Raw genomic sequence first — 13,458 nt, 5'->3', positions numbered from 1 at the left:
TATATAGATCTCTATTGATATAGCTCTCTATTGATATGGCTTTCTGCATATTCATAATTCATAAGTGACGATTTAAGGAAATACTCTTTATCTGTGCGTACAGCCACTGCCCTGTCCGCAGATTAAGCTCTTCCCGTGCCCAAGATGTAATTCTCGCCCATAGGCTATGTTCACTCAGTGCCAATTTGACATCAACCTGACCATCTTCTTCATAAAACTCAATGACTTTTACTTGTAAAGTATTACGGATGCTACTGGCTTTTGGAGGCTCCAAAACTAAAGAAACGTCTGATGCATCAATGCGGATATGCAAATCAGTTCCCGGAGAGGTATTAGTTTGTGGTAGCCAAAGAATTTTGTCAGCCACTGCTACTGCGGTCATTTGATAACGCTGATGGTGTTCCATAACCGATACTTTCAGTATGCTGCCAAGGCTCTCTTTTTGCAGCCACGGACGCAGTGCACTGCTCGACCAAACGTCTTCCAAAGTCCCTGTCGCCCTGATTTTTCCTTTGTCCATGACAATGACATTATCTGCCAAGCGTAAAATTTCATCCAAACTATGGCTGACATACAGGATCGGGATTTTGACATCTTCGGACAATTTTTCGAGATAGGGTAATAACTCACGCTTACGTGGTAAATCTAATGATGCCAATGGCTCATCCATCAGCAAGATTTCAGGTGCAGTCAGCAATGCACGACCAATCGCTACCCGTTGTTTTTCTCCACCAGATAATGTGATGGGAAAACGTGACAGTAAATGTTCAATCCCCAATAAACCAATGATGCTGTCAAACTGCGGTTTCATCTCTGGTGCCATACCGTATTGTAGGTTTCCCTTCACACGATAATGTGGGAAAAGGCGTGCATCCTGAAAAACATAACCAATTCGGCGCTTTTCTGGTGGCAGAAAGATATTTTGTTCTGTATCCACTAAAGTGGAGCCGTTTAAAACAATGCGACCTTTTTGTGGGCGACTCAATCCCGCAATGACGTTGATCAATGAGGTTTTTCCTGCCCCTGAAAGCCCAAATATGGCGGTAATGCTTTCTGTTGGCAACGTAGTATCAACCTGCATGTGCAGCTCTCCCAAATGCTGCTCAAAATCCAGTTCTAACATGCTGCCCCCAAACGTTTTCTCCCCCAACGTGTCAGCCATTCGGAAAGCATTAATGAAATCAGTGCCAATGCTATTGCAATGATGCACAGACGGCCTGCGGCTGTTTCCGCACCAGGCGTTTCTATCAAGGTATACATAGCAAGGGGAATAGTGCGGGTTTCCCCCGGTATATTCGAAACAAAGGTAATGGTTGCCCCAAATTCCCCCAACGATCGGGCGAATGCCAATACCGCACCAACAATGATACCGGGTAATGACAGCGGCAGGGTTATAGTGAAAAAGACTTTAAGCGAACTCGCCCCCAAAGTTCGAGCAGCCTGTTCCAAGCGCCGATCTATGCTCTCCAGCGATAACCGAATGGCTCTGACCATCAGCGGAAAAGCCACTACAGCCGAAGCTAACGCAGCTCCTGTCCAATTAAATACAAAACTGACACCAAACCAGTCATAAAGGAATTCACCAATTACTCCACGGCGTCCCATGCTGATAAGTAACAGATATCCCACCACCACTGGCGGTAATACCAGTGGCAAATGGATAATGCTGTCAAACAGGGACTTCCCAAAAAACTGGCAACGAGCCAGCATCCATGCCATTAAGATCCCGCATGGTAAACTGAATAACACAGCAATCCCTGAAATTTTTAAACTCAGTAAAATTGCCTGCCATTCATATTCACTTAACATCTCCAAAAGATCAGTTCCTACAGTGGACTAAAACCGTAGCGTTTAAAAATTGCTGCGGTTTCAGGAGTTTTAAGATAATCATAAAAATTACGAACAGCCTGTTTTTCATGGCCTTTGATTATTGCAACCGGATATTCCACCGGTTTATGGCTTTCAGGTGGGAAAACACCCACAACTTTCACCTTATTGCTGGCAACGGCATCAGAGCCATAAACAATACCCAGCGGGGCTTCCGCTCGTTCCACCAGCGCCATACCACTACGTACATTGTTAGTACGTGCCATCAGTGGATTGACCGTATCCCATGCATTCAAATATTGCAGCGATTCTTTGGCATAAATGCCAACTGGCACATGATCAGGATCGCCAACCGCTAAACGCCCTCCCGCCAGCAAAGTTTTCCATTTTGTTTCTCGGTTGATATCAATTTTGTCTAATTTGCTCTCTTTGAGAGCAATCAGGACAAGCTGGTTACCCAATAAGGTATGACGGGTATTCTCAGCAATTAATTGTTTATCAGTAGCATAATTCATCCATTGTTGATCGGCAGAAATAAAAATATCCGCAGGTGCTCCCTGCTCTATCTGACGTGCCAGCGTCGAAGATGAAGCATAGGAGACAACGATATCGCCCTGTTTCTCTTTTTTGTACTGTGCCGCAATATCAGCAAGTGCATTAGTTAATGAAGCCGCCGCAAAAACCGTCACTTTATCTGCCGCCCAGGCGTTTCCAATAAGCGCAAAAGAGATCACAGCCCCTGTCAGCAACTGATAAACTTTCTTTTTCATTTTACATTCACCTAAGATAATCAATATGGTGCGTTGTATATAACAAGATACAACGTTAAATGAAAATGCTATTCCTAGATTAATCGGCAAGTTGTGAGCCAGTTTTAGCTTTTATATTAATTCAATGTAAAGGTTGCAGTGCAAGGCGTAAAAATATCAGTAATAACCAGCAGCAATAATGACAATCAACGCTTCAATTTCGCTGATTTTGCCTTGTTTTGTATCTCAATTCTGGTGGCGGTGATTTGGCTGGGGAAAGAGATGAGCCAAATGGATCTAATGCTGTAGGGACAAAGGGTAGATTCTTGCCGGGATAGTATAATGAAAAAACAAACCCTGTTGTTTCAAACGGGGTTTGTCAGCGGTCTGGTTCCGGAATGTACAGGCCTATGAAGGAGAAACCAGATAGAAATAGAATTAGACCAAAACTACTGTTCAATACCTTTTGTTTCACTACCTTTTGTTTCACTTTTGGAAATAATATTAAACAATCCTCCCAACGCGTAAATCAACGCCAAAATAGCAGCCATTACTACGGGAACCATAATCAGTGAAAATCCCATACTTTTAAGCAATTCAAACATGCTAACCTCATTCCTGAATGACTAACAAATTAACTGTGTCATATCTGATTCTGATATGACACAGACGTTAATCTAGCTATTCTAGACAATAAAAAAGTAACAGTAACCGACGAAACGTGCGATTCTTATGGTTCTGTTGTAAAAACTCTCAAATATTTGCCCGAAATGAATCACTATGCAAGCCCAAATATTGTTAACACTGAAATTGCAACAACGTCTGTTCGCTGATCCCCGACGAATAGAGTTGCTTAAACAGATTAAAATCACGGGTTCTATCAGTCAGGGAGCAAAACAGGCTGGAATCAGCTATAAAAGTGCCTGGGATGCCATCAATGAAATGAATCAGCTCGCAGATGAAGTATTGGTGGAACGCGCCACAGGTGGAAAAGGCGGCGGCGGTGCTCAACTTACGCATTATGGTGAGCGCCTGTTGCAGCTTTATGATCTGTTGGAAAAAATTCAACAAAAAGCGTTTGATGCCCTGAAAGAGGATTCTCTACCCTTGGACAGCTTACTCGCCGCTATATCTCGCTTTTCGCTACAAACCAGTGCCCGAAATCAATTCTTCGGTACGATTATTGAACGTAACCACGAGAATATTCAACAAAATGTGCGTGTTCTGCTGGCTGATGGTAAAACATCAATCTCTGCGGCTTTAACAGAACAAAGTGCAAATCGACTGAATTTAGTAAAAGGGAAAGAAGTTCTGGTGTTGATTAAAGCTCCGTGGATAACCTTAACTAAAGATCATGCCCCTGCTGCTTCATTCGATAATGCCCTACCCTACCAAATTAGCCATATTGAAGCAGGAGTAGAATTCAGTGAAATTATTCTGACACTTGATGGCAGTGAATCCCTTTGCGTGACGTTATCTAATCAAGAAGTGTCGCGTTTACAGCTCCAGCCCCATGATTCTGTCACTGCTCTTTTCAATGCTGATAAAGTGATTATTGCCACTCTGTGCTAAGTGCTAAGTTCCTATACTATCCCATACTAACGGTGCTCCCCCCTGTAAACCTGCTTGTCAGGGGGATGCCCTGGTTTCCCCGCTTCTTCCTCATATTCTTCTTATGTTCTGCAATTGTTCTGCAATATGGCGTCCCGCTAAAACTATTCCCAATCGATTTCAAAAATTATTAACCTTCAATGAATAACAGACAGCTACGCATTGACATTGAACATTATTCCGCTTATTTCTGATGACCCTTTAGTTGATGTTGCTTAAAAAGGAAGAAGAATGTCTGAATTGCAAATAACGCAAGGTAGTTTCCGTTTAAGTGACACCCGTACCCTACGGCTACCGTCACTGAAAATTATTTCTGAGGAAAATTGGGCTTTTGTTGGCGCAAATGGTAGTGGAAAATCTTCGTTAGCCCGTGCTCTGTCGGATGAGTTAATTCAACTGGCAGGTGAACGTCATTGTTCGTTTCATACACCAATACGTCTATCATTTGAACAATTGCAAAAACTGATTGATGAAGAATGGCAACGCAATAACACAGATTTACTCAGTGAAGGAGAAGAGGATACCGGACGCACGGCCGCAGACATCATTCAACTTCATCATAAAGACAATGAATTGTGCCTTGAATTAAGCGAGTATTTTGGTATTAAGGATTTGCTCTCGCGACGATTCAAGTATCTCTCAACGGGGGAAGTTCGTAAGGTTCTGCTGTGTCAGGCATTGATGGTAAATCCTGACCTGCTTATCCTTGATGAACCTTTTGATGGACTGGATGCTTATGCACGAGATCAACTTGCCCAGTTATTGAACTCTCTGGCTGCAAAAAGCCTTACTTTAGTTTTGGTTTTGACCCGATTTCATGAAATTCCTGATTTTGTCGAACAAATCGGTGTACTGGCAGATTGCCACCTGACGTTGACCGGGAAAAAAGAGCATATTTTGGCAGAATCTCTCGTGGCACAGTTGGCGCACAGTGAGGAACTGAAAAATATTTATCTTCCCGAAACAGATGAATACCGGGCTGACGAGCAACTCCCGACAGATCAATCATTGGTGTCAATGCATAATGTTATTGTTCAATACAATGACAAACCTATTTTGCACGGCTTAAGTTGGCAAGTGAATCCTAATGAACACTGGCAGGTCATCGGTGAAAATGGTGCTGGAAAATCGACACTCCTTAATCTGATTACAGGCGATCATCCCCAAGGTTATAGCAATGAATTAATATTATTTGGCCGTCAACGGGGAAGTGGAGAAACGATTTGGGACATTAAACGTCACATTGGTTATGTCAGTAATAGTGTTCATCTTGAGTATCGTGTCAGTACCAGCGTTCGAAATGTCATCCTTTCAGGTTTCTTCGATTCAATCGGACTTTATCAGGCTGTTTCAGATCGTCAGCAACAGTTAGCTGATGAATGGCTGAACTTATTGGGATTATCTGCTTCAACAGCAATTAGCCCTTTTCATAGTTTGTCATGGGGGCAACAACGGCTCGTTTTAATTGCCCGCGCTCTAGTGAAACATCCCGCATTATTGATTCTGGATGAACCTTTGCAGGGGCTTGATCCCTTAAACCGCCAGTTAGTTCTGCGTTTCATTGATATTATGATTTCTAATGGCGATACGCAGCTTCTGTTTGTTTCCCATCATCAGGAAGATGCGCCGAAGTGTATTACTCATCGCCTGCGATTTATTCCTGATGGTAATATTTATCGATATGAAACTGAGAGTGTTTCTCTGGAATCGCTGTAGTCTCCTTTCCTCGCCCTCTACATTGCTGTGATTCCTCTCTTGATAGAGGGGAATCCGGTGTTATCGCTCTACTCAATCACTCTTTTTAAAATCAAGTAATATTTTTTTGATATTTTTTATTATTATTTTTGAATTTTTTAACCATTACTATAAAATCACCGCCTATTTTTAGACTATTCCATTGGTTTTTTTAAAGATAATAGGGAATTATATGGCTTGGGCATTACTTGCCGCTTCATTGGCTCTTTTAGATAGTCGCCAGAAAATTGCTTTTTTCATTGCACTCTTCGCTATCATTGCTGGGATCAGCACTAACATACTTACTTATCCTGCTATCATCACGCTGACAGTGATGACTCTATTAGGCGCGGCACACATTTATTGTAAAAAAAATAGCGACTGTAAAAAAAACAGCAAAAAATATTTTGTCCTCAAAATTATTATCGAGTTGTTATTGCTTACTGGCGGTATTTTGCTGTTTATGCATTACATTCCAGGATTTCATAACCTCAAATATCTGGACAAAGTACAGGCTGGCCCGCTCAGCGCACCTTTTTCAATGTATTTCAACTTTGATAAGGCACTGCTGCCATTTGTCCTAATATTTTGTATGCCTACTCTGTTCACCCGAAAACCTTTGGTTGAGGCACCTCCTCATGGATGGGCACTGTTGATCGCAACCATCCCGGCATTATTATGGCTTGCAACAGCATTAGGCGGATTATCGGTTGAACTTCATTTACCTAATTGGTTCCCTGCTTTTGTCATCGCTAATATTTTCTTTGTCTCTTTGGCTGAAGAAGCGCTGTTTCGTGGCTATATTCAGCAGAAGTTAAGTCAATGGATGAACCCTTACTTAGCTCTTGTCATTACCTCTCTGATTTTTGGCTTAGCCCATTTTGCTGGTGGTGGTTTACTGATGATTTTCGCCACACTGGCAGGGTTAATTTATGGTGTGACATGGATGTGGAGTGGTCGTTTATGGGTGGCTGTTGCTTTCCATTTTTCACTCAATCTGATGCACCTGCTGTTTTTCACCTACCCAATAAAATCAGTAGTCATACACTAAACTAAATTTTATTTGATCTGAATTGTCACCCTCTATTACCGGGATACAGTTCAGATCAAACACGGCCTTCCATTCCTTTCTCCTCATCAAATATGTGATCGCCGTAATTATCAACAAACATGATTTAAAACAGGTGATACGAGACTATTGTTTGCCGTTTTGGTCTATCGCGCCATATAATGCCCGCAGCGATCTTTTCATTTCGTATTAAAAAGTACTGATAGGAGTTTAAGCTATGGCTGTAACTAAACTGGTTCTTGTAAGGCACGGAGAAAGTGAGTGGAACAAAGAGAACCGTTTTACTGGCTGGACTGACGTTGAATTGTCTGACAAAGGCCGCATTGAAGCACAACAAGCTGGTCAACTGCTGAAAGAAGAAGGCTTCACTTTTGATTTTGCCTACACTTCCGTTTTAAAACGTGCCATTCACACTTTGTGGAATATTCTGGACCAGGTCGATCAGCAATGGCTGCCTGTTGAAAAAAGCTGGAAACTGAATGAACGTCACTACGGCGCATTACAAGGTCTGGACAAAGCAGAAACCGCAGCTAAATACGGTGATGATCAAGTTAAATTGTGGCGCCGTGGCTTCGCGATTACTCCTCCTGATTTGACCCAAGATGATGAGCGTTATCCAGGCCACGATCCTCGTTACGCAAATCTGAAACCTGAAGAACTCCCAGTAACTGAAAGCCTTGCAAAGACTATTGAGCGTGTTATTCCTTATTGGGAAGACGTTATCAAGCCACGCGTAGAAAAAGGTGAAAAAGTTATCATCGCTGCTCATGGTAACTCTCTGCGTGCATTGGTGAAGTATCTGGATAATATGAGCGAAGAAGCAATTCTTGAGCTGAATATTCCAACTGCTGTACCACTGGTTTACGAGTTTGATGAGAACATGAAACCTATCAAACACTATTACCTGGGCAACGCTGATGAAATCGCAGCAAAAGCGGCAGCAGTTGCAAATCAGGGTAAAGCGAAGTAATCCTCAAAGATCACGCAAAAGAAATGTTAAAAGCCGGATTGATTTCCGGCTTTTTTATGATGTTCTTACAATAAATTAGCTTCTGCGGCTCTTGATAGCCTGAGATAACTGACGCAGTAAGGTTTCTGTATCTTCCCAACCAATACAAGCATCTGTCACACTCTGGCCATAAACCAAAGGCTTATGACTCTCCAGATTTTGATTCCCTTCAACTAAGTGGCTTTCAACCATAACACCAATGATCGCATTTTCGCCGCCTGCAATCTGACCACAGACATCCACACCTACATCCATTTGTCTTTTAAACTGTTTCGCACTATTTGCATGGCTAAAGTCAATCATCACGCGAGGAGCCAAGCCAGCTTTTCCTAGCTCTTCTTTAACCTCACTGACATGTTTGGCGCTATAATTAGGTTCTTTGCCGCCACGCAGAATAATATGGCAATCGTGGTTACCTGTCGTATTAACAATCGCAGAGTGACCCCACTTCGTGACAGACAAGAAACAGTGTGATGAGCTGGCTGAATTGATGGCATCAATGGCGACTTTAATTGTTCCATCCGTGCCATTTTTGAATCCAACCGGACAAGACAGCCCTGATGCTAATTCGCGATGAACCTGAGATTCTGTTGTACGTGCTCCTATCGCGCCCCAGCTCATGAGATCTGCTAAATATTGGGGGCTAATCATATCAAGGAACTCGCCAGCAGCAGGCAGCCCCATATTATTAATATCAAGCAATAGATTACGAGCAGTACGTAATCCATCATTGATATCAAAACTGCAATCCATGTTTGGATCGTTAATCAGTCCTTTCCAGCCTATGGTTGTGCGGGGCTTTTCAAAGTAAACCCGCATGATGATTTCCAAATCATCTTTCAGTTCTTCACGTAATTTATTCAAGCGCCCTGCATATTCTAATGCCGCTTGCGGATCATGAATTGAACATGGGCCAATCACTACCAATAGACGATCATCTTCACCAATTAAAATATTATGAATAGATTCACGTGCCTTGTGAACAGTAATAGCACTGTCTTCTGTCGCAGGAAATTTTTCGAGTAATGCAACTGGTGGCAGTAATTCCGTTATTTTTCTTATTCTTATATCGTCATTCTGGTAATTCATTGTCCTTTCACCTAATGTGTTCACAGTTATTTGAAATAATTTTGTGATCTCAATCTAACTGTTAGGCGTTGTGCTGTAAATAATCTTTGTGAGTAAAAATAGGGTACTTTTTTGATAGAAAAAGTCATTGAACGTAAAAATGATGTTAATTCAAATAAATAGACTGACAAGAAAAAAATACTTTGCAGCAAAGATACCAAATAACAGGCCATAGATAAGTTAATTACCTATGGCCGATGATCAGTTTTAATTTATATTTTCTTTTGCTTGTTGTTCGTTATGTTTAGCTGCTTTGATCCAGAGGCGAGCACCATTTAGTGCGATACCTGTCAAAATAATATATTGCAACGACATCGCCAGAACACCTTGATAATAATAAATCACTACGCTAATAACATTGATGATGACCCAAATCAGCCAATTTTCTATATGCTTACGAGTCATCAGAATCATAGCCACTATGGATAATACCGTCATCACTGAATCCCAGAATGGGAAAGCATCTGGCTGTAGCTCAGGCATAGTGATATTAGACTCCATTCCCTGTAGAACAAGCACTACCACTTTTGCCATATAACCAAATATTTGATTGATATTGAATGTCATGATCAATATGGCAAGAATTGAAATCGCGGCAACAATAGCCATCTGCTTAGGATTAAGCCAACGAATTTTAAGCTCTACTTGTTTTTGCTCATTCATCCGGCTCCATGCATACCAGCCATAAATATTGGCCGCGAAGAAAAAGATTTGCAGAATGAGGCTGGCGTAGAGTTGAATTTGGAAGAAGATAACAGCGAACAGTGAAACATTAATTAGCCCAAATAGGTAATTAATGATTTTCTCCTGACTGGCGAGCCAAATACATAACAACCCTGCTATCGTACCAATCGCTTCAATATATGAAAGGTTATAACCGTCTGTTCCTAATGGTATATGTACTAATATGTTATTGATATTGAAAAAATCCATGCTTTCTTATCCTTACCATAAATAATGTTTAGTATATCTATATAACAAACGTGAAATTACGAGACAAATAGGTTATTTTGCTCTTTTTGGTTTTACATACTAAACACGATAGCCAATTTAAATAAAAAAGTCTTTAAGTATTTTAAAGTTTTTAGGCCGATGCTGCTGCATCGTTGTCTCGCTTCGCTCGGCTCGAACCTGTGACCAATTGGTTAAAAGTCAAAATTCTACTGGCTGAGCTAACAACCAATCTAGGGAGTGCATAAATGGAAAATTTAGATGGTGGGTCGTGCAGGATTCGAACCTGCGACCAATTGATTAAAAGTCAACTGCTCTACCGACTGAGCTAACGACCCATCTAAGGAGTGCATGAATTGAGGATTTAAATGGTGGGTCGTGCAGGATTCGAACCTGCGACCAATTGATTAAAAGTCAACTGCTCTACCGACTGAGCTAACGACCCATCTAAATCTGTTTGGCAGTTATCCTTGCCAACGGCGGCATATATTACTGATTTCTCAGCAGGGCGCAACATTTATTTTAGAAAAACCGTTTAAATGTCTATTAATCAGACAAATATCCCCAAAAGACCGATATTTGATCTTTCAGGGATAATTATTACATCCCAGGAAGCTTTTTCTCGGCCATTTTTGCTGCATTAGTACCTGGATATTGCTTAACCACCTGCTGATAAACAGCTTTCGCTTTAGCCTTTTGTCCCTTTTCCTGCATGATCAAACCAACTTTATACAGGGAGTCACTGCTTTTTGACGATTTAGGATAATCTTTCACAACAGTGGCAAAATAATAAGCTGCATCGTCTTTTTTGCCTTTGTTGTAATTCAATTGTCCTAACCAATAATTAGCATTCGATGAATACTTAGACTTAGGATAGATTTTGACAAAGTTTTGAAATGCCAAAATCGCTTTATCATATTCTTTGGTGTTGATAGCCAAAGAAATGGCAGCATCGTAATCACCCTTTTCACTTCCCGTACTCGCAGATGTGGCGGATTGCCTATTATCACCTTGTGCCGAAGGCGCAGCATTACGATTTTCCGAGTCTGAACTTTCTGCACTTGATGGATTAGTGATTTTATCTAACTGCAAATAAAGATCTTTTTGACGCTCAACGATCTGATTTAATTGATACTGATTCTCCTGAATTTGACCACGGAGCATATCAATATCGCGTTGTGAATCAGAAAGCTGTTGCTGGAGTTGGGTTAATAATTGACTGTGAGCGTCAGAAATACGCTCTAACTGGGAGAGGCGCTCATCGGTGGAGCCTGAGCCGACATTACTGATTGGCGCTCGGGCAGTAGCGACCCAAGGAGCCGCTACGCCAACCAATAACGACAGACCCAACATATAACGTCTGAAGTTACTGTTCATGCATTACTCTTAGTATACGATTACAGCGCGACGGTTTTTAGAGTACGCTGCTTCGTCATGGCCAAGTACAGCCGGTTTTTCTTTACCGTAAGAAACGATAGCGAGCTGATCAGCAGAAACGCCTTTGCCTTGCAGATACATTTTCACTGCGTTCGCACGACGCTCACCCAGAGCGATATTGTACTCTGGAGTACCGCGCTCGTCTGCGTGACCTTCGATAGTCACTTTAACAGATGGGTTAGTACGCAGGAATGCAGCGTGTGCATCCAACATCTGAGCAAATTCGCTATTGATATCATACTTATCGAAACCGAAGTATACGATGCTTTTGTTCTGCAGCTCTTGCATCTGCTGACGTGCTAATTCTTCAGCAGACAGACCTGTTGATTTAGAAGAATTATCAACAGTGCCTACACCAGACTGATCATTGTTGCCATTTTTGTTAGTACTACACGCTGCTACGGCCATGATTGGTAAAGCTAACATCAGCCCTTTTAGCACTTTGTTCAGTTGCATCTCTTTGATCCTTTTATAGTTTGCCATACATATTATTATGCATCACAGATACGGCGACCAGGCAGGAGATTTCACCTGTCCATTGGTAGCCGGAAGACGCGCTTTGAAACGCCCATCAGTCGAAACTAGCTGCAATACAGTTCCCCACCCTTGAGTGGAGCTATAAATCACCATAGTGCCATTAGGTGCGATACTCGGCGTTTCATCTAGAAACGTATCCGTCAAAATTTGGACAGATCCCGTTGCCAGATCTTGTTTGGCGATATGCTGACTGCCACTTGCCGAGCTAACCATCACGACAAAACTACCGTCAGGGCTAACATCTGCATCTTGGTTCTGTGATCCTTCCCAAGTGAGGCGTTGTGGAGCACCGCCATTAATATCAATTTTGTACAACTGCGGACGACCGCCCTGATCTGAGGTATAAACCAATGTCTGGTTATCCGGCATCCAACTTGGCTCAGTATTATTACTGCGGCCATCGGTGACCTGACGGATTTGACCAGAAGCTAAATCCATCACGTAAAGATTCAAACTACCTGTTTTAGATAATGCAAAAGCAAGTTTAGTCCCATCAGGAGAAAATGCAGGTGCCCCGTTATGGCGAGGGAATGAAGCTACCTGACGTACAGCACTTGTTGCCAAAGTCTGAATAATCAACGCAGAGCGACCACCTTCAAATGTCACATAGGCAAGTTTGGAAGCATCTGGAGACCATGCAGGTGACATTAGTGGTTCCGGTGAGCGATGTACTCGAGTTTGGTTATAACCATCATAATCAGAAACATACAGCTCATATGGGAATTTACCCTCATTGCTGTTTTTGACGACATAAGCTATACGGGTACGAAATGCACCTTTAATACCTGTCAGTTTTTCAAAAACCTGATCACTGACTGTGTGTGCTGCAAAGCGCAACCATTTTCTCTCAATTGTGAACTGATTTTGTTCCAATACAGTTCCCGGTGCACCAGCAACATCAACAAGCTGATAAGAAACAAGAAATTTACCATCTGCACTTGGCTGAATATGCCCGACAACCACAGAGTCAATTCCAAGCGCAGACCAAGCAGCAGGTGTTACCTCTGAGGCAATCGTCGGTTGTTGCGGCATACGATTTGGATCAATCGGATTAAATTTCCCACTGTTTCTTAAATCCGCAGCAATAATTGAACTAATATTTTCAGGGGCATCTCCTGCACCAGACCATTTAAATGGGACAATCCCAATAGGACGAGCAGAATCAACACCTTGTGTAATTTCAATACGAACTTCTGCATGAGCAAGCGCAGCCCACATCATTAGAAAGCCCAATATTATTCTAAACTTCTGTTTAAACATTTGTTCAAAAGTTTGCTTCATCATTTCTCCCTTATCGCGATCTTTTATATGCCCGCAATAATCCGCCGGATTCTAACAAACGCCAACAAACAAAACTAGATACCTAAATAAAATCTAATAATTTTGTTTGTACATATAAATAATTC

General features: G+C 41.9%; 13 protein-coding genes and 2 tRNA genes. 4 read left to right on the top strand and 11 right to left on the bottom strand.

Features of this window, described 5'->3' with window-relative positions:
* Positions 1-58: 58 nt before the first annotated feature.
* From modC to PSI14_RS05970, 4 genes are all read right to left on the bottom strand, one after another.
* Positions 59-1,123 carry a molybdenum ABC transporter ATP-binding protein ModC gene (modC, locus tag PSI14_RS05985; protein WP_273575055.1) on the bottom strand — a complete coding sequence of 355 codons (1,065 nt, stop codon included), beginning with the start codon at positions 1,121-1,123 and terminating at the stop codon, positions 59-61.
* The gene (gene modB / locus PSI14_RS05980; protein WP_273575054.1) at positions 1,117-1,809 is read right to left on the bottom strand and encodes a molybdate ABC transporter permease subunit; all 693 of its coding nucleotides are present in this window, start codon (positions 1,807-1,809) and stop codon (positions 1,117-1,119) included. The genes modC and modB overlap by 7 nt, the downstream gene beginning before the upstream one ends.
* Before the next feature lie 17 nt (positions 1,810-1,826).
* Positions 1,827-2,597 carry a molybdate ABC transporter substrate-binding protein gene (gene modA, locus PSI14_RS05975; protein WP_273574972.1) on the bottom strand — a complete coding sequence of 257 codons (771 nt, stop codon included), beginning with the start codon at positions 2,595-2,597 and terminating at the stop codon, positions 1,827-1,829.
* 428 nt (positions 2,598-3,025) lie between these two features.
* Entirely contained in the window at positions 3,026-3,181 is a 156-nt protein-coding gene (locus PSI14_RS05970) for an AcrZ family multidrug efflux pump-associated protein (protein ID WP_273574971.1), read from the bottom strand.
* 175 nt (positions 3,182-3,356) lie between these two features.
* On the opposite strand from PSI14_RS05970, the gene modE reads away from it, so the two are divergent.
* The 4 genes from modE to gpmA all read left to right on the top strand — a co-directional run bounded on the left by modE (position 3,357) and on the right by gpmA (position 7,960).
* Complete coding sequence (gene modE / locus PSI14_RS05965; protein WP_273574969.1) at positions 3,357-4,148, top strand: molybdenum-dependent transcriptional regulator; 792 nt, start codon at positions 3,357-3,359, stop codon at positions 4,146-4,148.
* A 270-nt stretch (positions 4,149-4,418) separates the two neighbouring features.
* Positions 4,419-5,903 carry a molybdate ABC transporter ATP-binding protein ModF gene (gene modF, locus PSI14_RS05960; RefSeq protein WP_273574967.1) on the top strand — a complete coding sequence of 495 codons (1,485 nt, stop codon included), beginning with the start codon at positions 4,419-4,421 and terminating at the stop codon, positions 5,901-5,903.
* A 211-nt stretch (positions 5,904-6,114) separates the two neighbouring features.
* Positions 6,115-6,972 carry a CPBP family intramembrane glutamic endopeptidase gene (locus PSI14_RS05955; RefSeq protein WP_273574965.1) on the top strand — a complete coding sequence of 286 codons (858 nt, stop codon included), beginning with the start codon at positions 6,115-6,117 and terminating at the stop codon, positions 6,970-6,972.
* A gap of 235 nt (positions 6,973-7,207) precedes the next feature.
* On the top strand, positions 7,208-7,960 hold the full coding sequence (gene gpmA, locus PSI14_RS05950) for a 2,3-diphosphoglycerate-dependent phosphoglycerate mutase (RefSeq protein ID WP_273574963.1): 753 nt from the start codon (positions 7,208-7,210) through the stop codon (positions 7,958-7,960).
* 75 nt (positions 7,961-8,035) lie between these two features.
* On the opposite strand, the gene aroG is transcribed toward gpmA, so the two are convergent.
* From aroG to tolB, 7 genes are all read right to left on the bottom strand, one after another.
* Positions 8,036-9,088, bottom strand: a complete 1,053-nt coding sequence (aroG, locus tag PSI14_RS05945) for a 3-deoxy-7-phosphoheptulonate synthase AroG (RefSeq protein WP_273574961.1) — start codon at positions 9,086-9,088, stop codon at positions 8,036-8,038.
* Between the two features lie 246 nt (positions 9,089-9,334).
* Entirely contained in the window at positions 9,335-10,060 is a 726-nt protein-coding gene (gene pnuC, locus PSI14_RS05940) for a nicotinamide riboside transporter PnuC (RefSeq protein WP_273574959.1), read from the bottom strand.
* 280 nt (positions 10,061-10,340) lie between these two features.
* Positions 10,341-10,416, bottom strand: a tRNA-Lys gene (locus PSI14_RS05935).
* A 31-nt stretch (positions 10,417-10,447) separates the two neighbouring features.
* A tRNA-Lys gene (locus tag PSI14_RS05930) sits at positions 10,448-10,523 on the bottom strand.
* A gap of 155 nt (positions 10,524-10,678) precedes the next feature.
* A complete protein-coding gene (gene cpoB / locus PSI14_RS05925; protein WP_273574958.1) occupies positions 10,679-11,455 on the bottom strand; it encodes a cell division protein CpoB in 777 nt (258 codons plus the stop codon).
* Between the two features lie 9 nt (positions 11,456-11,464).
* Positions 11,465-11,971, bottom strand: coding sequence for a peptidoglycan-associated lipoprotein Pal (pal, locus tag PSI14_RS05920; protein WP_273556338.1), 507 nt, complete (start codon positions 11,969-11,971; stop codon positions 11,465-11,467).
* A 42-nt stretch (positions 11,972-12,013) separates the two neighbouring features.
* Positions 12,014-13,312, bottom strand: a complete 1,299-nt coding sequence (tolB, locus tag PSI14_RS05915; RefSeq protein ID WP_273575053.1) for a Tol-Pal system beta propeller repeat protein TolB — start codon at positions 13,310-13,312, stop codon at positions 12,014-12,016.
* Positions 13,313-13,458: the final 146 nt, after the last annotated feature.

It is taken from the genome of Xenorhabdus anantnagensis, assembly GCF_028598555.1.
Taxonomy (GTDB): Bacteria; Pseudomonadota; Gammaproteobacteria; order Enterobacterales; family Enterobacteriaceae; genus Xenorhabdus; species Xenorhabdus anantnagensis.
This window is presented reverse-complemented; position numbering and strand designations above follow the sequence as displayed.

Coding starts and splice junctions, on each gene's coding strand:
- modC (WP_273575055.1), bottom strand. CDS start 1,123: ATGTTAGAACTGGATTTTGAGCAGCATTTGGGAGAGCTGCACATGCAG.
- modB (WP_273575054.1), bottom strand. CDS start 1,809: ATGTTAAGTGAATATGAATGGCAGGCAATTTTACTGAGTTTAAAAATT.
- modA (WP_273574972.1), bottom strand. CDS start 2,597: ATGAAAAAGAAAGTTTATCAGTTGCTGACAGGGGCTGTGATCTCTTTT.
- PSI14_RS05970 (WP_273574971.1), bottom strand. CDS start 3,181: ATGTTTGAATTGCTTAAAAGTATGGGATTTTCACTGATTATGGTTCCC.
- modE (WP_273574969.1), top strand. CDS start 3,357: ATGCAAGCCCAAATATTGTTAACACTGAAATTGCAACAACGTCTGTTC.
- modF (WP_273574967.1), top strand. CDS start 4,419: ATGTCTGAATTGCAAATAACGCAAGGTAGTTTCCGTTTAAGTGACACC.
- PSI14_RS05955 (WP_273574965.1), top strand. CDS start 6,115: ATGGCTTGGGCATTACTTGCCGCTTCATTGGCTCTTTTAGATAGTCGC.
- gpmA (WP_273574963.1), top strand. CDS start 7,208: ATGGCTGTAACTAAACTGGTTCTTGTAAGGCACGGAGAAAGTGAGTGG.
- aroG (WP_273574961.1), bottom strand. CDS start 9,088: ATGAATTACCAGAATGACGATATAAGAATAAGAAAAATAACGGAATTA.
- pnuC (WP_273574959.1), bottom strand. CDS start 10,060: ATGGATTTTTTCAATATCAATAACATATTAGTACATATACCATTAGGA.
- cpoB (WP_273574958.1), bottom strand. CDS start 11,455: ATGAACAGTAACTTCAGACGTTATATGTTGGGTCTGTCGTTATTGGTT.
- pal (WP_273556338.1), bottom strand. CDS start 11,971: ATGCAACTGAACAAAGTGCTAAAAGGGCTGATGTTAGCTTTACCAATC.
- tolB (WP_273575053.1), bottom strand. CDS start 13,312: ATGTTTAAACAGAAGTTTAGAATAATATTGGGCTTTCTAATGATGTGG.